We start from the raw sequence: 17,776 nt of genomic DNA on the forward strand, positions 1-17,776 counted from the left end.
GCTAAACCTCTGTGCGGTGGAAATTCAGGTGGCTGCGGCTGGCGGTGGGTCCGCGCTGGCCCTGGTAGCGGTTGCCGTATTTGCCGGAACCGTAGGGGTGTTCGGCGGCCGAGGTCAGCCTGAAGAAGCACAGCTGGCCGATCTTCATGCCGGGCCAGAGCTTAATGGGCAGCGTAGCCATGTTGGAAAGTTCCAGCGTGACGTGTCCCGAGAATCCGGGATCAATGAAGCCGGCCGTGGAGTGCGTCAGCAGGCCCAGCCGGCCCAGCGAGGACTTGCCCTCGAGCCGGGCGGCGACGTCATCCGGCAAGGTGACGGTCTCGTACGTGGAACCCAGAACGAACTCGCCCGGGTGCAGGATAAAGGGCTCGCCGGATTCCACCTCCACCAGGCGCGTCAGCTCGGGCTGTTCCTCTGCGGGGTCGATGTGGGCGTACTTGTGGTTGTCGAACAGCCTGAAAAAGCGGTCGATCCGGACGTCCACCGAGGACGGCTGGACCATCGCGGGGTCGTACGGTTCAAGAACAATCCGTTGGGAGTCTATTTCGGCACGAATATCGCGGTCAGAGATCAGCACATCATCAAAAATACCGCATGCATTGCTGCGTGGGCTGCGTGGGGCTAATGTTGCTGCTGTGAAAGAGCGGTACTCCCGTTACCGGAGGCGGCTCCAACGGATCTGGGGTTCGTTTGAAGAAATTTACCGCTCCGGCCGTTGTGGCCATGTTCTGTGCCCTCGCCCTGGCTTCTCCCGCAGCGGGCCAGTTGCCGGCGCTCTCCACCACCGGCGCGGTCCCCTCGGCGGCAGCACAGCTGTCCACCACGTCGAAGATTCCCGGCGTCACCCTGGGCCCGGCGTCGGCAGCGGACGACGGCGGCGGCGGAACTGCCGCCACAGCGGCACCTGGCGCGATGCTCGCGCCTGCTGTGGATCCGGATATCCGCGCTGCCGCTCCAGATTCAGCCGACAGGGCCCTGACGGCCCCGGTCCTGGCTCCGAAAGCAGCTCTTCCCGCACCGGCGAAACCGGCCCCCGCAGCCGCCACTCCGCCGCAGCCCGCTTCAATCCCGCCGCTCTCGGCGTCGGACGCAGAGCTCGCGGGCCCCGGAGGGAAGTCAGCGCCGGCTGAGGCAGCGCCGGGTTCATTGGAGCAGGGCGCCCTGACGCCGGAAGCCTTGGTTCCGGACAACAACACCACCCAGATCAACGCCGTATTCAACGCCATCAACAGCTACCGGGCCACGCTTGGCCTGGCAGCGGTGAAGTACCACTCCACCGTTGCGGGCATGGCGCAGGAGTGGTCCAACAGCATCGCCTCCCGCGAAGTGATCCAGCACCGCGCCGATTTCTGGACTGATCCGCGGGCTCTCAGCCCCGACAACGGCGCCGGTGAAGTGATTGCTGTCCGCTGGGACCGCGACGCTGCGCAGCTCGTGGAATGGTGGAAGGGCTCGCCCGCCCACAACGCCATCCTCAAGGACCCGCGTCTTAACGTGATCGGCATCGGCATTACGTTCACGGACGGCAACTGGCAGACCACGCCCGGCCGGTACACCATGTGGGGCGTGGTCAACTTCTTCGGCTACACCACGTTGCCCGCAGGGACCACCAATGCGCCTGGCGGCAGCACCGGGCTCCCGGCGCAGCCGGCCACCGTGTGCGATCCGGCCAGCAAGCATATGCCGCCCACACTGGATCTGGGCGCGGCAGCCATCAACAGCGCCGCCGACCTCCTCTCCGTGAACGCTTCCGGCCAGCTCCTGAACCGTCCGTCGCTGGGCAGCCGGGCCTTCGGTGCGTCGCGGGTCATCGGTTCCGGGTTCGGGTCCGCCAAGGAACTCTTCGTCGCTGACTGGGAGCGCGACGGCGTCTTTGATGTGCTCACACAGTGGACTGACGGGCGGCTGACGCTGCATTCCGGGATTCTCGGCGGGGGCTTCCAGGCTCCGGTCACGCTCGGTCAATCCGGATGGGCATCGATGACGCTCGCGGTGGGCGGCTGGTGTTCCACCAATCGGATGCCCCAGCTGCTTGCCCTCGATCCGGCCAACAGCCTCTGGCTCTACCCCAATCTTGGCAAGGGCGATCTGACCCAGCGGACGCTGATCGCTTCGGGCGTCTCCGCCACTCGGCTCGCCATGGTGGATTACGACGCCGATGGCTTCCAGGATCTGCTGGCCCGCCGCAGCGACGGCAACGTTCTTCTCTACCGCGGTGCTGGCGTGCCGGCACCGCGCGTTGAAGCACGGGCAACGGTGGCCACGGGCTGGCAGGACGTCAGGGCCATCCGCCCGCTGCGGCATGCCACCGGCCTGAACTCCACGGGCGTGGCGTTAAGCCGGGCCACGGACACCGTGCAGTACTGGGACCTCACCACCGGAAAGCTGGCGTCGCCGTCAAACATCACCGGCAGCTGGTCCGGCCAAAGGCTGGCCCAATAGCGCTCGCCCGGCAGGGCCGGCAGGGCCGGGCCGGCAGGGCCGGGCCAGCAGGGCCGGGCCAGCGCCGAGCGGCGCAGAACCAGGGACTCGCCAGGCACCACCGGGTGGTTCGCCATGCCGGGTGTCTCAATCCGCCGTCGGGTTCCCTTCCAACACTTCCTTGAGCCGTTCCAGCTGCATCACTTCTGCCTTCATGGTCTGCTGGATCATGCTGTTCATCAGCGACATCAGGCCCTTCGGCTGATACTCGAGTGCAAAGCGGACACGGGTGCTTTGACCCTCGGTGCTGAGGTAATATCCGCCACGGGGCCGCGCCGGGCCGGCGATGACCTGAAACTGGATCTCGGCGCCGGGCCTGGCCCCGGTGATTTCAAAGTCGCCCGCGATAGGACGGCCGCCCGGGCCTGAGAGCGTCTGCTGGTACACGGCGCCCTTGGACCCTTTAGCGCCGGAGCGCAGCGTGATGCTGCGGATTCCGTCCCTCCACTGCGGCAGATTCAGCCCGTCCAGCAGATAGGTGTAAACCGTCATGGCATCCCGGCCGATGAGAACCTCGTGCTCCGCGAATGGCATGGGGAATCCTCTTTCAATGGTGGGCGATCTGCTGTAGCCCGTTCCCCTGATACCGCAGCTAACTGGTTCAGACTAGTCAGCGGAGTTCCCCGGGCATAGATGCCCGGGCCGCCTTTACCGAAGAGTTATGCGAATTGACCGAAATCTGGGGGCGCAACGCTCATCGCGGCACGGGCGGCCCACGCCGCACGTCAGTGACGGAACCGGCGGCGCAACTGCGCTAAGCTGGGATCTGCCCCGTAGCAATAGGGGGCATAATGCGGCTGTAGCTCAATGGTAGAGCGCTAGCTTCCCAAGCTTGATACGCGGGTCCGATTCCCGTCAGCCGCTCCATTACCCAACAGGTCCAGCGCCGCCGCCGGACCGTATGAAGGGCATCGGCCGCTATCCCGCCGGGCCTGAAGAAACCTGTGGAGAGTTAGGCGACGGCGTGTATCGTCAGAAGTCAGGAACCCCTTCGGTTCCGCTACAGGAGCGATCATGGCTGACAAATCCCCCCGCCAAGCAGCATCCAAAAAAGCCGGTAAATCCATCAAGGAAAAGCGCGCTGACAAGAAGGCCGCCTCAGCGCCCGCCAGCTCCCTGGACACTTCGACGGGCAAGGCAAACAAGCCGGCAGCCGCCAAAAAGAAGTGAGTCACCAGCAGAACCACCTCACCCTGGGAGTGCTGGCGTCCACCCGCAAGCCGGACGAACGCCGCCTTCCCATCCACCCTCTCCACTTCGAGCGGATCGAGCCGGAACTGCGGCAGCGCATCATCCTGGAGCAGGGCTACGGCGAACGGTTCGGCGTTTCCGACGCCCACCTGTCCACACTCGTGGGCCGGATGGCCATGCGTGAAGAGCTTGTGGCGGAGGCCGACGTCGTACTCCTGCCCAAGCCGCAGCCGGAAGACCTTGCCGAGCTGCGCGACGGTCAGATCCTGTGGGGCTGGCCGCACTGTGTCCAGGACCGCGCCATCACGCAGCTGGCCATCGACAAAAAGCTCACGCTGATCGCCTTCGAGGCCATGAACCACTGGGCCAGCGACGGCGGCTTCGGGCTCCACGTTTTCCACAAGAACAACGAGCTCGCCGGGTACTGCTCCGTGCTCCACGCCCTGGCGCTGACGGGCTCCACGGGAGACTACGGCCGCAGGCTGAGCGCCGTTGTGATCGGCTTCGGGGCAACGGCACGAGGTGCGGTCACGGCGCTGAACGCCCATGGTATCCATGATGTCCAGGTGCTCACCAACCGCGGCGTCGCGGCGGTGGGGGCCCCCATCCATTCGGTCAACATCGTCCAGTTTGACCACGACGACGAGGCACCGTTCCTCAGCCAGGTCATCACAGAGCGTGGCCGGGTCCCGTTGGCCCCGTTCCTCGCCGAGAGCGACATCGTGGTCAACTGCACCCTTCAGGATCCCAACAATCCGCTGACGTACCTGCGGACCGAGGACCTGGCGGCCTTCAGCCCCGGAAGCCTGATCGTGGATGTCTCCTGCGACGAAGGAATGGGCTTCAGCTGGGCGCGGTCCACCACATTCGAGGAGCCCATGTTCACAGTGGGCGATCACATCACCTACTACGCTGTGGACCACAGCCCGTCCTACCTGTGGAACTCGTCCAGCTGGGAGATCAGCCAGGCATTGCTGCCGTTCCTCGAAACCGTCATCGGCGGCCCAACGGCGTGGGATGAAAACGAGACAATCGCGCGCGCCATTGAAATCCGTGAAGGCGTCGTCCAAAACAAGGACGTGCTGCAGTTCCAGCAGCGGGAAGTCGAGTTCCCGCACGCACCGCTTTCCTGAGCCGCTAGAGCAGCTGGGCCGCTAACCCGGCCGCGACAAAACCGGCCAGCCGGTCGGCGTCCCAGCCCCGCTGGAGCATCAGCACCTCGTAGAGCTCCGGCGACGTGTAGAACCACATAGTGTCCGCCGCCTGCTGGTCCGTGAGGCCTTCCTTTGCATGGCCCGAGGCAAGCAGGCGCCGGGCGTTACCGAGCATGCGCCCGTACTTCTCATCCCGTATCTGATCCAGCTGGAGCACCAGGTCGGCGTCCCCCGCCGCAGCTGCGTCGCGCATCAGGATCCAGGCGGGTGCGCTCCGGGGCAGGATTTCAGCCACGAGAAATCCCCAGGATTCCATCAGCCGCTGGGGGTCTTTTTCGTGCAACTGCGCATCATCCGAGCGCAGCTCTGCCGGTACCTGCCCGGTGCCCAGCAGCCCGCGTTCATAGACGCCCCGGACCAGGCCTGCTTTGCCGCCGAAATTCTTGTAGACCGTCTCGGACGACACCCCCGCCGCTTTGGCCACCGCGGCGATGGTGGTGGAGGCATATCCGTCGCGGAGCAGTAGCTGCCGGGCGGCGTCGAGGACAGCTTCCCGGTTCCGGGCGGCCCGCTCCCGCCGGCCCGAGGCGTTGTATTGACGCGCCCGGGCGCCTTCATTTCCGCCCTCCGCCGGCACCTGCGAACTATTGACCGCTGCATTCACGAGGCATAAACTCCTTATTAGATACAGTTCATTGTATCCAAATATCCGGGAGGTCCGCCATGACTCTCACCGACGACATCAACGCCGGCCCCTTGTCCGCCATCAATCGCCTGCTGACCGCCACCAACAAGCACGATCTGCCCGCGCTGGTTGACTGTTTTGCGCCGGGTTACGTCAACGAGACTCCGGCGCATCCGCTGCGCGGGTTCACCGGCCGGGAGCAGGTCCGCAGCAACTGGGAGCAGCTCTTCGCGGGGGTGCCGGATTTGTCCATCAAAATGCTTTCCCACAGTGTCTCCGGCCACCGTGTCTGGATTGAGGCCAGCATGGACGGAACCCGTCGCGACGGGACCAGCCACAGCATGGCCGGGGTGCTTATTTTCGAGGTCGACGGCGGCGTCATCGCCAGCGCACGTTTCTATCTGGAGCCGGTGGAACGGCAAAGCGGCGACATCAACGATTCGATCGACCGTGTGACCCACCGCGTCACGCACGGGCGCGCCGCACCATGATCCTGCTCGCCGGCGGCACCGGAACGCTGGGTACCGCAATATCGGCGAAACTTCAGGGGGCCGGCCGGCCGTTCCGCGTCCTGACTCGCAGCAACCAGAGGGCAGCTGCCCTGCGGAAAGCGGGCATCGACGCCGTCATCGGCGACGTCGAAAGACCGGCCGACGCGGACCGTGCCGTCCAGGGCTGCGCAGCCGTTGTTTCCGCGATCAGCGGCTTCGGCCCTGATTCAGGAAGTTCGCCGGCCGCTGTGGACCGCGCCGGGAACTTCAATCTGATGGCTGCTGCGGCGCGGAACGGCGCCCGGCGGTTTATCCTCTTTTCCATGCGCGGCGCCGGCCCGGATCATCGGCTCGAACTGGCCCGGATGAAATTTGAGGCCGAACAGCAGCTGCACTCCAGCGGACTGAAGTGGACGGTCATCCGGCCCACCACCATCCTTGAGTCGTACGCCGGCATCATGGGGGCGTCTCTGCAGAAGAGCGGAACCGCGGCCGTGTTCGGGCGGGGTGACAAGCCCATCAACTTCGTCTCCGCGCAGGACCTGTCAGCCGCCGTCGTGCTTGCATTGGACGGCGGGCTGGAAGGGCAGGCCCTGGACGTGGGCGGACCGGACAACCTGACACTCACGCGGCTGGCGGCAATCCTTGTGGAGCTGAACGGCGCGGGCCGCACGGTTCACGTCCCGCTGCCCGTTCTGCGCACGGCCGCCGTCGGCGCGCGGCTTTTTGGCTCACCCTGGGGCCGGGTCCTGCAGGCTGCAGTCCAGATGGGCGTTGCGGACATGTCGTTCGACGCCGTTCCGGGCCGGGAGAGCCTGCCCGGCGTCCCGTTTACACCGGTCCGTGAAGCACTTCGCCCCGCTCCGTCCGAGGCTGCCTGACGGTCTGGCTGCCCGGCTGGCTGGCTGCCTGACGGTCTGGCTGCCCGGCTGGCTGGCTGGTTGCCTGTCAGGCAGGCGCACGCATGACGATCCGCAGCAGATGGCGCCTGTTCTTGAGGTCCACCTTGAGCATCAGCTCCCCACGGCGGGCAAGCACGACGGCGACTGTCGCGGCTGCCAGCGCCGGTACACCGCCGGCGACGAGGAGGGCAGCGTGCGGGTCCACGTGTTCGGCAATCCAGCCGATCATGGGCCCGCCGATGGCCTGCCCGCCGATCAGCACCATGATGTACAGGCTCATGACCCGCCCGCGGATGCTCATGTTGGAACTGACCTGGACCAGCTGGTTGGACGCGGTGAGGAACATCAGGCACCAGAATCCGGACAGGACCATGGCCGCCCCGAACCACAGCATGGACGGCGCGAACGCTGACAGGCACAGCATCAGCCCGTACATTCCGGCGCCCAGGACCACTGAGCGCAGCCGAAGTTCGCGGCGCCTCGTGGAGGCAATGGCCCCGGCCAGCGCACCAAGAGCAACCAACGCGTTCAGCAGGCCGTACCCTCCGGCACCCACGTCGTAAACGTGGTCCGCGAAAGCGGCCAGCAGCACCGGCAGGCTCATCCCGAACACGGCGATGAACCCGGCCATCAGCCACGGCCACTTGATGGTGGACTTGCTCAGCGCGTACCGCAGCCCTTCTTTCAGCATGCCCTTGCGTTTGGCGACGGGGGCGCTGATGAACAGCTGGTCCTTGCGCAGAAGCAGCAGCATGCCCACCGTGGAGCAGCAGGCCATGGCGTTGGCCGCGAACGCCCAGCCGGATCCCACTGCGGTGAGCAGCAAGCCTGCGAGCGCCGGGCCAATAAGCCCGCCCAGCTGGAACGTTGTGGAGTTCACGCTGATGGCATTGCGCAGGTATTCGGGCCCCACGAGCTCGTTGACGAACACCTGCCGCGCCGGCTGGTCCAGTACCGTGACCAGACCCAGCACCAGCGCAATGGCGTACACGTGCCAGACCTGGATCTGCTGGCTGAGCGCGAGCACCGCCAGCGTGGCGGCCAGGACGGCGGCCACTGACTGGCAGAGCATCAGGATCTTGCGCTTGGCGAACCGGTCCGCCATCATTCCGCCCCACGGCCCCAGCAGCAGCGACGGCGTGAACTGCAGCGCGACGGTGATACCGACGGCAGTGACGGAACCGGACAGCTCCAGCACCAGCCAGTCCTGGGCGATCCGCTGCATCCACAGGGCGATCACGGCCACGAAATGGCCGATCGCGAAGATCCGGAAGTTGGGGACCCTAAGGGAAATGAAGGTGTGCTTCCAGGGAAGCCGTTCACTCACGACGGCGATTGGCTGGGTGACGCTGCCCGGCGCGGACACCGGGGATGCCGGAGGGTGGGCTTCGGCGACGTGGGCCGCCGAGGTTGCGGAATCGATGGCGGGCTGGCTGACGGTTGCCGTTGACGGCGGAGGGGGTGCCACGGGGGAATCCTCAAGGGAGCGGGCGGGCGGGGATGCCTTCACGCTAGGCTGGCACGTCATGATTATGGAAGCGTATTGTGTCTATAACTAGCATTGCGAAACGCAATACCCTTTCGAAACAACTGCGCTCCGCCTCCCCCAATGCAGAAGCGCACCCGTCAAGGAGACCGCATGTTTGAACCCGCCCAGCTCCGTTCGTTCCTTGCAGTGGCTGAAACCCTGAGCTTCACCAAGGCGGCAGAGCGGCTTGGCCTCGCCCAGCCCACCGTGAGCCAGCACGTCCGCAAACTGGAAACCGCGGCCAAGCGGGTCCTGGTCACCCGGGACACCAGGGATGTGCGGCTGACAGACAACGGCGACGCCATGGCCGGTTTTGCGCGGAACATCCTGGCTGCGCACGATGCCGCCTCGCGCTATTTCTCCGGCTCTGCCATGCGCGGGCGGCTGCGTTTCGGCACGGCAGACGACCTCGCCATCACCGGCCTGCCGCGCATCCTGCGGGAGTTCCGGCAGATCTACCCGCAGATCAACCTCGAGCTGACGGTTGGCCAGAGCGACCAGCTGTACAAGCGACTGAACGCCGGCCAGCTGGATCTGGTGTTTGTGAAATGGGTGGCCGGCGCCAAGGACGGCACAGTGGTGCAGCACGATTCGTTTTCCTGGGTGGGGCTGGAGCAGACCTCCCTGGAGCCCGGCGACCCGGTGCCGCTGATCGCCTACCCGTCGCCGAGCCTGAGCCGGAAGCTCGCCATCGATGCCCTCGAATCCGTGGGCCGCACCTGGCGCATCACGTGCACCACCAAGCAGATCAGCGGTGTACTCGCCGCCGTGCGTGCGGGGATCGGCGTGGCCGTGATGCCTTCATCCCTGGTTCCCGAGGACCTGAGAATCATCACGCGGCGCTTCGACCTGCCGCCAGTGGGCGACGTCGATTTCACCCTGATCCGCAACCCGCTGGCCAATGCCGAGGTCATCGACGCCCTGACCCAGGCGATCGTGGGCCGTACGCTGAAGAAATCGGCCTAGCCGCGCCGAGCCAGCCCAGGGGTTCCCGTTTCTTCAGTATCAGCAGAACAGATGGGTCGGAGCCTCAGGTTCTGGCAATGCGTTCAATGTCTTCAAGGAAGTCCTCCACCATGCCTTCTGTGACGGTGGCACGGGTCTGGGCGATGGCATTCAGGTAGCTTGCCGTCGTCAGCGGGGGCTCCCTGACGTTCTCCACAGCGTCGTTTGCGGTGCGGCCGCCCTCTGTACCTGTACCGGAAGACTCATGGACGGCATGCTCCAGGGCCTGTTGCGACGCTTTTCTGGCGGCAAACTCGATGTCCGCCGGGGAGAAACGCTCGCTCTGCAGCGCCAGGATATCCACATCCACATGCCCCGCGACGCTGCCGGGGACGTATCGGGCCCAGATGGCACTGCGTGCGGCCGCGTCCGGGAGCCCAATGGGTATCACGTAGTCGAACCGGCCGTGCCGCAGAAAAGCCTTGTCCAGGGAGCGGATGAAATTCGTGGCACAGATCAGGATCCGGCCTTGCTGTTCCCGGAAGGTGGGAATGATCTTGAGGAGCTCGTTGGTGACGCCCTGCAGCGCCGACGGCGGTTCCCCCCTCCGGTGGGAGGCGATTTCCTCCACCTCATCGATAAAGACGACGGCATGATCGAGGTGGGAGATATCCTGAAACGTCCGGCGCAGCGCGGCAGCGAGGCCTCGCGGATCAGATGCCAGCCTCGAGGGGAAAACCTCGACGAAAGGCCAGTCAAGTCGGGAGGCCACTGCCTTGGCGAAGGTGGTCTTTCCCGTGCCGGGCGGGCCGAAGAGAACGACGGCCCGGGGCGGCACCACCCCCAGGGTTTCGGACAGATCGGTGCGGGCCAGCGGAAGGATCAGCCGGCGGTCAATGAGTTCCTTCTCCCGGTGCATGCCCGCCATGGCATCCCACAGGCCCCGCGGCAGGAGCCGGCCGCCGAGTTCGCTGAGCGGCCCGATTTCCTGCCGCTGCACCGGAATATTGCGTTCGAAGTAGTGCAGCTCTTCCTCAACACTGTATTTGCTGTTGCAGAAGGCCTTGATTCGCGTCTCCGAGGCGGGCAGCAGCGCCGAAATTCGGAATACCCCACGCGACGTCAGGCGCTTTTCCAATCCATCCAGCAGTGCGCTGCCCACTCCCTGCTCCCGCCAGTCAGCGGCCTGGGCCAGCATCAGCACCCAGGCGCGGTCTGCCTCGACTCGTGCGGCAGCGGCGCCGATGATCCGGTCGCCGACCACCGCCACCATGGCATGTTCATCGGAACAGGCCGTGAGGATGTCCGAAAGACCGTAGACGGCATGGACTGAGTCATTCCTGGATTCCTGCCACACGCTGACCAGCTGGTCGAGATCATCCGGGTGGAATTCGCGCACGCGCCAGGGTTTCATCGTCCGGCCACCGAAGTGTTCAGCTTCCGGCGGACCGGCAGTTCGTAAGGATCGGCCGGGGATGCCGTGGTGGCAGGTCGAATCGTCATTGAGTCGTGCCTTTCGCGCTGGGGATGAGCTGGGCAGGGACGGCCCTGGCCGGACAGGCACGGGAGGTGCCCGTCCGGCGAGTGATGCAATACCGCTAAATGAGGTGATCCGAGAGGCGGTTCGGCGTCCCGAAGCGGTGTGCTGTGATGCTGACGGCCTGCTCGTGCAGGAACGGCAGCAGCTCAATCCGGCCGGCTTCCGTAACCGGGTGCGTGTAAACCGCCAGGTCCGGCCGTCCGCCCGTTGCCTCTGCCAGCGCGGTGGCAGACCCGCCGATGAGGCGGATCCGTGCACCGGACAGCTTCCCGGCATCGGCGAGCCGGCCGGCCGAAGCCAGCCAGTCGGCGTCGTTCTCCACCGTGACCGTGATGTCCAGACCGGACAGCACCGTAAGAAGCCGGGCGGGAAGTGCGACGGCGGTGGACACCGTCAGAGCCGAACCGGCCAGCACCCCGGCGGCTACCGTCCTTACGAGCGCGCCGAGCGGCTCGCCTTCGGAGAGACGGACAGTCACCGGCAACGGGCGGTAGCGGAAGATGTTGCGTTCTGCGCCGAGGCCGGACACGTCCTTGGCCGTGCCGAACTCGCTGCTCCAGGCGAGGGCGTCCGAAGCCAGTGCACGCTGGAACGTCTCCAGCCCGGCGGTGTCCAGGGCATCCTGGGCCGCATCGGCAAGACGGCGGACGCCGGAGTGCGTGATTGCTGCGGAAGAGCCGCCCGCCGTGCTTGCCTTGCTGACCCATTCGCCAAGTCCGGCGAGATAGTTCGGGCCCCCTGCCTTGGTGCCGGCGCCGACGGCGGACTTCTTCCAGCCACCGAACGGCTGGCGCTTCACGATCGCGCCGGTGATGCCGCGGTTTACGTAGAGGTTGCCGGCCTGGACGGTGTCCAGCCAGACTCCCAGCTCATCGGTATTCAGGGAGTGCAGGCCGGCCGTGAGTCCGTACTCGATCTGGTTCTGGATGGAGATGGCCTCCTCCAGGGTGTCCGCCGTCATCACGCCAAGTACCGGCCCGAAGAATTCGGTGAGGTGGAAGTAGGACCCGCGCCGTACGCCATAGCGGACGCCCGGGCTCCAGAGCCTGCCGGTCTCGTCCAGCTTCCGGGGCTCCACCGCCCAGCTCTCCCCGGCACCCAGCGTGGTGAGGGCATTGAGGAGCTTGCCGTTGGCGGGCTCGATGATCGGACCCATCTGGCTCGCCGGATCCTCGGGGTAGCCGACCTTGAGCGAGGTGACGGCGTCGACGAGCTGGTTGTGGAAGCGTTTGGACCTGGCCACGGATCCCACCAGGATCACCAGTGAGGCGGCGGAGCACTTCTGCCCGGCGTGGCCGAAGGCCGAGTACGCCACGTCCTTGGCTGCAAGGTCCAGATCGGCGCTGGGGGTGACGATGATGGCGTTCTTGCCGCTGGTTTCTGCCAGGAGCGGCAGATCCTTCCGGAAGGACCGGAACAGCTCGGCGGTCTCGTAGCCGCCGGTCAGGATCACGCGGTCCACAGCCGGGTGGGCGATCAGCTGCTGGCCGAGTTCCCGCTCGCCCAGCTGGACCATGGTGAGCACATCGCGCGGAACACCGGCTTCCCACAGTGCCTCGATCATTACCGCACCGCTGCGGCGGGCCTGTTTGGCGGGCTTGATCACGACGGCGGAGCCGGCGGCGAGGGCCGCGAGGGTGGACCCTGCGGGGATGGCAACCGGGAAGTTCCACGGCGGAGTCACAACGGTGAGCTTGGCGGGAACGAACGTGGCGCCGTCGACGCTGTCCAGCTTGCGGGCGGACTCGGCGTAGAAGTGCGCGAAGTCGATGGCTTCGCTGACCTCCGGATCGCCCTGGTCGAGGGTCTTGCCGGTTTCGCTGGCCATGACCTCGAGCAGATCGGCACGGCGGGCTTCAAGGATGTCGCCGGCGCGGTGCAGGATTTCTGCGCGTTGGGCGCCGGACAGGGCGCCCCAGGCCTTGCCCTTTTCCAGGGCGTTTTCGATCACCGAATTGAGTGTGTCCGCATCGGTGATGGTGGCCGCTTCGACGGAATCGTTGCCCAGTGTGGAGGACGGGACCCGCGTGAGGATGGCCCGGCCCCAAGCCTGGTTGGCGGGCAGGGACGGATCCGTGTCCGGAGTGTTTTCGAAGCTGTCACGGGGCGTTGCCGCGGCCGGAAGGCTGCGGTTCTGCTGGCGGTTCGCCGGCGGGACGTCGCCGTCGAGCTCCTTGAGGGAGGAGCGGAAGCGCTGTTTTTCGCGCTCGAAAAGTGCGGTGCTTGCCGGGGCGTTGCCCCCCAGTTCGAAGACGGCGGACATGAAGTTTTCCTGGCTGGCGCCCTCTTCGAGGCGGCGGATCAGGTAGGCGATGGCGACGTCGAACTCCGCCGGGTGCACCACGGGCGTGTAGAGGAGCAGCGAGCCGACGTCCTTCTTCACGGCCTCGGCCTGGCCCTGCGCCATACCGAGCAGCATCTCGAATTCGATGCCGGACTGCACACCGCGCTGCTTGGCCAGCAGCCAGGCGAAGGCGATGTCGAAGAGATTGTGTCCGGCCACACCGATCCGGACGTTGCCGATCCGGTCCGCGTGCAGCGAGTAGTTGATGACGCGCTTGTAGTTGGTGTCCGAGTCCTGCTTAGTGCCCCACGTTGCGAGCGGCCAGTCGTGCAGCGAGGACTCCACCTGTTCCATGGGCAGGTTGGCGCCCTTGACCACACGGACCTTTATGGCGGCTCCGCCTTCGGCGCGGCGGGCAGCGGCCCAGTCCTGCAGCCGGATCATCGCGGAGAGCGCGTCCGGGAGGTAGGCCTGAAGCACAATCCCGGCTTCCAGGTTCTTGAATTCCGGCTTGTCCAGGATCTTGGTGAAGACCGCAATGGTCATGTCCAGGTCCTTGTATTCCTCCATATCCAGGTTGATGAACTTGGCCATCGGGAAGGACGCGGCGCGGGCAAACAGAGGCGTGAGCTTCTCGACGACGTGCTCCACGGCCTCATCGAAGGCCCAGGCGGAGTGCGGGGCCACCGTGGAGGACACCTTGATGGAGACGTAGTCCACATCCGGGCGGGAGAGCAGCGTGTGGGTGCCTTCGAGCCGGCGGGAGGCCTCGTGCTCGCCCAGCACGGCTTCGCCGAGGAGGTTGACGTTGAGGTTGATGCCGTCCTTGCGGATCTTCGCGATGGCCGGGCCCAGCTTGGCGTCTGTGGCGTCGACAATCAGGTGGCCGACCATTTCACGGAGCACGCGGCGGGCGATCGGGATGACCAGCCGGGGCAGGACCGGGGCCATGGCGCCGCCGAGGCGTACGGCGCTGCGCATGTACCAGGGCAGGAACGCCGGGACCTTGGGCGCCAATGCCGCGAGGTTGCGGGCGGCGACGTGGAGGTCCTCGGGGCGGACTACGCCGTCGACAAAACCCACGGTGAAGTCCAGGCCGTTCGGGTCCTTCAGGACGCCTGCGAGCTGTTCAGCCGAAGCGTCCACGGGAACCTTTGCGGCCTCGGTCAGCCAATGGCGCACCAGCGCGATAGCCTCCTCGGCCAGAGCCTGTGCCTGGGCCACATCCGAACCGCCGCTGAAAGGCGCACTTCCGGCCATCACGCCGGACTCCGTTGAACTTCTGGTCATGACTGGTACTCGTACTTTCCGTGGGTGGGGAACCGTCTTAGTCATCAGTATGATCCTGTTCTCACATAAGATAAAGCGATGTTTTCTGAGGAATACAGGTTAGGAAACTCGATGAATTTGGAAGAGTCTGAACGGGGATTTTGAGCTCCCCGCTAAACCCTTAAACGGCCGCGGCAGGCTCAACCTGTTGGTTGGGCCTGCCGCGGCGGTTGGTCTGGTTTATGGGGATCCGGGGCGGTCCTTAGAGGGCCGGTGCATTTCCACGGCTTCCTGGTGGCGGGGGCTGTCGGGGTTCATGAGGGAGTGTTTGCGGCCGTAGAGGAAGTAGATGGCGAGGCCGATGATGAGCCAGATCACGAAGCGCCATTTGGTGTCTGCGGGCAGTTGCCAGATGAGCAGTGCGGAGGCGAGGATGCCGAAGGCGGGGACCGCGGGCATGAACGGGAGGCGGAAGGTCCGGGGTGCGTCTGGTTTTTTGTAGCGGAAGACGATGACGGCGAGGCAGACGACGACGAACGCGGCGAGGATGCCGATGTTGGTCAGGTCCGCGACGGCTTTGATGGGGAACACGCCGGCGAGCAGGGCCGAGGCGGTGCCGGCGATCCAGGTGACGCGTTGGGGGGTGCCGTGTTTGTCGGTGCCGGCGAACCAGCCCGGGAGGAGGCCGTCGCGGCTCATGGAGAACCAGACGCGGGTGACGCCCAGGAGGAAGGTCAGCATCACGGTGAGGATGGAGAGCACGGCGAAGACGGAGATGATGGTGGCGATCACGGGCAGTCCCGCGCCCTGGAACGCGGAGGCGAAGCCGGCTTTCGGGTCGATGTCCTTGTAGTTCTGCATTCCGGTCAGCACCAGGGTGGCCGCGACGTAGAGGAGCATGGCGATGATGAGGGAGAGGATGATGGCCTTGGGCATGTGCTTCTTGCCGTCCACGGCTTCCTCGGCCGCGGTGGACATCGCGTCGTAGCCGAACACGGCGAAGAAGACCGTGGCGGAGCCGGCCAGGACCGGGCCGAAGCCGCTGGGCATGAACGGGTTGTAGTTGTTGGTGTCGATGTAGAAGATGCCCAGGCCGATGATGAACAGGATCAGGATGACCTTGATGGCCACGGCCACGAGCTCGAACCGGCCGAAGGCCTTGGTGCCGCGGGAGAGGATCCAGGTCACCAGCAGGCACACCAGGATCGCGGGCAGGTTCACGATCCCGCCCTTGCCCTCATCGGCGGTGGAGGTCATCCAGTCCGGCATGTTGATCCCGATCCCGGTCAGGAACGCGTCGAAGTAGCCGGAGATCCCGATCGCCACGACGGCCACGATCGCGATGTATTCCAGCAGCAGGTCCCAGCCGATGAACCAGCCGATCACCTCGCCCAGCGCCACATACCCGTAGGTGTACGCCGAGCCCGCCCGCGGGATCATGCCGGCGAACTCCGCATAGGACAACGCCGCGGCCGCCGAAGCCAGGCCCGCGATCAGGAACGAGAACAACACCGCCGGACCCACCCCGGGCGTATCCTCGCTCCCGGCCGCCACCAGCCCCGCGAGCGAGAAAATCCCCACACCGATGATCCCGCCGACACCGATCGCCGTCAGCTGCCACAACCCCAGCGACTTAAACAGCCCGCTGTGCTTGTTCTCTTCCTCAATGTCATCAATCGGCTTACGCCGCATGATGGATCGCGACATGTCTTTTGTAATCATCAGGGTCTCCTGCATAGGTGTGGGCCCATCAATCCGCCCTGTGATGGGGGTAACTCGGGGCAACTCAGTCAGAACAGTATGCAAGGCCGCTAGCATTAGATAAAGTGATTACTTCTAACCAATATTCATTAGGTTATGCAAAGGATCGATCCCATGCTCGATGTCCGTCGGTTGAGGCTGCTTCGGGAACTGAAGATCCGGGGCACGCTGGCCGAGGTGGCAGAAGCGCTCCAGTACAGCCCGTCATCGGTCTCCCAGCAGCTGGCCCTCCTGGAAAAAGAGGTGGGCGTGCAGCTGCTGCGCAAAACCGGACGCCGCGTGCAACTCACGCCCCAGGCGGAGGTCCTGGTGGCCCACACGGCCCAACTGCTGGAAACGCTGGAGCAGGCCGAGGCGGACCTTGCCGCATCGCTGACAACGGTGACCGGAAGTGTCCGGATAGCCGTGTTCCAGTCCGCGGCCCTGGCCCTTATGCCCGATGCTTTGACCCGGATGGCTGCCAACTACCCCGAAGTCCGGATCGAAATGATCCAGCGCGAACCCGAAACGGCCCTCCACGAAACCTGGGCACGGGACTTCGACCTTGTCATCGCTGAACAGTATCCAGGACATGCAGCGCCACGGTATCCGGAACTGGACAGGGTCAAGCTCACCACCGACGCCATCCGTCTCGCCGTTCCGCCGGCAGCTACGGACAGGCCCGGCATCACCTCGCTGGCAGACACCGCGGAGATGGCCTGGGTCATGGAGCCGAGAGGAGCCGCATCCAGGCATTGGGCTGAACAGGCCTGCCGGAGCGCGGGTTTCGAACCGGATGTACGCTTCGAGACCGCGGACCTCCAGGCACAGATCCGCCTCATCGAGTCCGGAAACGCCGTCGCCCTGATGCCCGATCTCGTCTGGACCGGTCGCGGGACCACCGCTCAGCTGCTGGTGCTGCCAGGCAACCCGCACCGGACGGTTTTCACATCCGTACGCCGTTCGAGTGCTCAACGTCCCGCCATTTTGGCTGCGCGCGAGATCCTGGCGCGCACTGCCGAGTCCATTACGCCGGCCGGAGAGGTGTTCCCTGGCTCACAGCGCCAAAGTTGACCCCGGCGTTAGACTGTTCACGTTATGAATCGCACAATGTTTAAGTCCAAAATCCACAGGGCCACTGTCACGCATGCGGATCTGCACTATGTAGGTTCGGTCACCGTTGACCTGGACCTGCTTGACGCTGCCGACATCCTTCCCGGCGAGCTCGTGGCAATCGTTGACGTCACCAACGGCGCGCGTCTTGAGACATACACCATCGCCGGCGAGCGCGGCTCAGGCGTGATCGGCATCAACGGCCCTGCGGCCCATCTGGTGCACGAGAACGACGTCGTTATCATTATCACCTACGCCCAAATGACCGCCGAAGAGGCCAAGGCCTACCTTCCCAAAGTGGTCCACGTGGACAAGGCCAACAAGATCATCCAGCTGGGCAACGATCCCGCCGAGGGCCTGACGCCGGGGCTGATGCGCCCGCCGTACGCGCTGAACAACGCTTCGCTGCGTTAGGCTCGCTGAGCCAGGTACGGGCAGTTCCGGCGTCCGAAT

Annotated in this window: 15 protein-coding genes and 1 tRNA gene; 9 read left to right on the plus strand and 7 right to left on the minus strand. The window is 65.3% G+C overall.

Annotated elements, in window-relative coordinates; translation table 11 throughout:
- Position 1 precedes the first annotated feature (1 nt).
- Entirely contained in the window at positions 2–577 is a 576-nt protein-coding gene (dcd, locus tag V3C33_17425; GenBank protein XAS67207.1) for a dCTP deaminase, read from the minus strand.
- A gap of 113 nt (positions 578–690) precedes the next feature.
- Here dcd and V3C33_17430 point away from each other — a divergent pair, with 113 nt between their 5' ends.
- Positions 691–2,442, plus strand: coding sequence for a CAP domain-containing protein (locus V3C33_17430; GenBank protein ID XAS67208.1), 1,752 nt, complete (start codon positions 691–693; stop codon positions 2,440–2,442).
- Between the two features lie 126 nt (positions 2,443–2,568).
- On the opposite strand, the gene V3C33_17435 is transcribed toward V3C33_17430, so the two are convergent.
- Positions 2,569–3,015 (minus strand): SRPBCC family protein, encoded by a 447-nt coding sequence (locus V3C33_17435; GenBank protein ID XAS67209.1) that lies wholly within the window; start codon positions 3,013–3,015, stop codon positions 2,569–2,571.
- Between the two features lie 259 nt (positions 3,016–3,274).
- On the opposite strand from V3C33_17435, the gene V3C33_17440 reads away from it, so the two are divergent.
- From V3C33_17440 to V3C33_17450, 3 genes are all read left to right on the plus strand, one after another.
- Positions 3,275–3,348 (plus strand) — tRNA-Gly (locus V3C33_17440).
- Positions 3,349–3,495: 147 nt separating this feature from the next.
- Positions 3,496–3,651 (plus strand): hypothetical protein, encoded by a 156-nt coding sequence (locus tag V3C33_17445; protein XAS67210.1) that lies wholly within the window; start codon positions 3,496–3,498, stop codon positions 3,649–3,651.
- On the plus strand, positions 3,648–4,805 hold the full coding sequence (locus tag V3C33_17450) for a N(5)-(carboxyethyl)ornithine synthase (GenBank protein ID XAS67211.1): 1,158 nt from the start codon (positions 3,648–3,650) through the stop codon (positions 4,803–4,805). The genes V3C33_17445 and V3C33_17450 overlap by 4 nt, the downstream gene beginning before the upstream one ends.
- A 4-nt stretch (positions 4,806–4,809) precedes the next feature.
- Here the strand turns inward: V3C33_17450 and V3C33_17455 are convergent, their stop codons facing one another.
- Positions 4,810–5,490, minus strand: a complete 681-nt coding sequence (locus V3C33_17455; protein XAS67212.1) for a helix-turn-helix domain-containing protein — start codon at positions 5,488–5,490, stop codon at positions 4,810–4,812.
- Between the two features lie 59 nt (positions 5,491–5,549).
- Here V3C33_17455 and V3C33_17460 point away from each other — a divergent pair, with 59 nt between their 5' ends.
- A complete protein-coding gene (locus tag V3C33_17460) occupies positions 5,550–6,002 on the plus strand; it encodes a nuclear transport factor 2 family protein (protein XAS67213.1) in 453 nt (150 codons plus the stop codon).
- Positions 5,999–6,883, plus strand: coding sequence for an NAD(P)H-binding protein (locus V3C33_17465; GenBank protein XAS67214.1), 885 nt, complete (start codon positions 5,999–6,001; stop codon positions 6,881–6,883). The genes V3C33_17460 and V3C33_17465 overlap by 4 nt, the downstream gene beginning before the upstream one ends.
- 67 nt (positions 6,884–6,950) lie before the next feature.
- Here V3C33_17465 and V3C33_17470 read toward each other — a convergent pair whose 3' ends face one another.
- A complete protein-coding gene (locus V3C33_17470; protein XAS67215.1) occupies positions 6,951–8,372 on the minus strand; it encodes an MFS transporter in 1,422 nt (473 codons plus the stop codon).
- Between the two features lie 171 nt (positions 8,373–8,543).
- Between V3C33_17470 and V3C33_17475 the strand changes: the two genes are divergently transcribed.
- A complete protein-coding gene (locus V3C33_17475; GenBank protein XAS67216.1) occupies positions 8,544–9,398 on the plus strand; it encodes a LysR substrate-binding domain-containing protein in 855 nt (284 codons plus the stop codon).
- A 64-nt stretch (positions 9,399–9,462) separates the two neighbouring features.
- Here V3C33_17475 and V3C33_17480 read toward each other — a convergent pair whose 3' ends face one another.
- The 3 genes from V3C33_17480 to V3C33_17490 all read right to left on the minus strand — a co-directional run bounded on the left by V3C33_17480 (position 9,463) and on the right by V3C33_17490 (position 16,192).
- Entirely contained in the window at positions 9,463–10,791 is a 1,329-nt protein-coding gene (locus tag V3C33_17480; protein XAS67217.1) for a GNAT family N-acetyltransferase, read from the minus strand.
- A gap of 184 nt (positions 10,792–10,975) precedes the next feature.
- Positions 10,976–14,461, minus strand: a complete 3,486-nt coding sequence (locus V3C33_17485) for a proline dehydrogenase family protein (GenBank protein XAS69779.1) — start codon at positions 14,459–14,461, stop codon at positions 10,976–10,978.
- A 249-nt stretch (positions 14,462–14,710) separates the two neighbouring features.
- Entirely contained in the window at positions 14,711–16,192 is a 1,482-nt protein-coding gene (locus V3C33_17490) for an amino acid permease (GenBank protein ID XAS67218.1), read from the minus strand.
- Between the two features lie 153 nt (positions 16,193–16,345).
- Between V3C33_17490 and V3C33_17495 the strand changes: the two genes are divergently transcribed.
- A complete protein-coding gene (locus V3C33_17495) occupies positions 16,346–17,284 on the plus strand; it encodes a LysR substrate-binding domain-containing protein (protein XAS67219.1) in 939 nt (312 codons plus the stop codon).
- Between the two features lie 24 nt (positions 17,285–17,308).
- Complete coding sequence (gene panD / locus V3C33_17500; protein ID XAS67220.1) at positions 17,309–17,737, plus strand: aspartate 1-decarboxylase; 429 nt, start codon at positions 17,309–17,311, stop codon at positions 17,735–17,737.
- The last annotated feature ends 39 nt before the right edge of the window (positions 17,738–17,776 follow it).

It is taken from the genome of Micrococcaceae bacterium Sec5.7, assembly GCA_039636785.1.
In the GTDB taxonomy this organism is placed as follows: Bacteria; Actinomycetota; Actinomycetes; order Actinomycetales; family Micrococcaceae; genus Arthrobacter.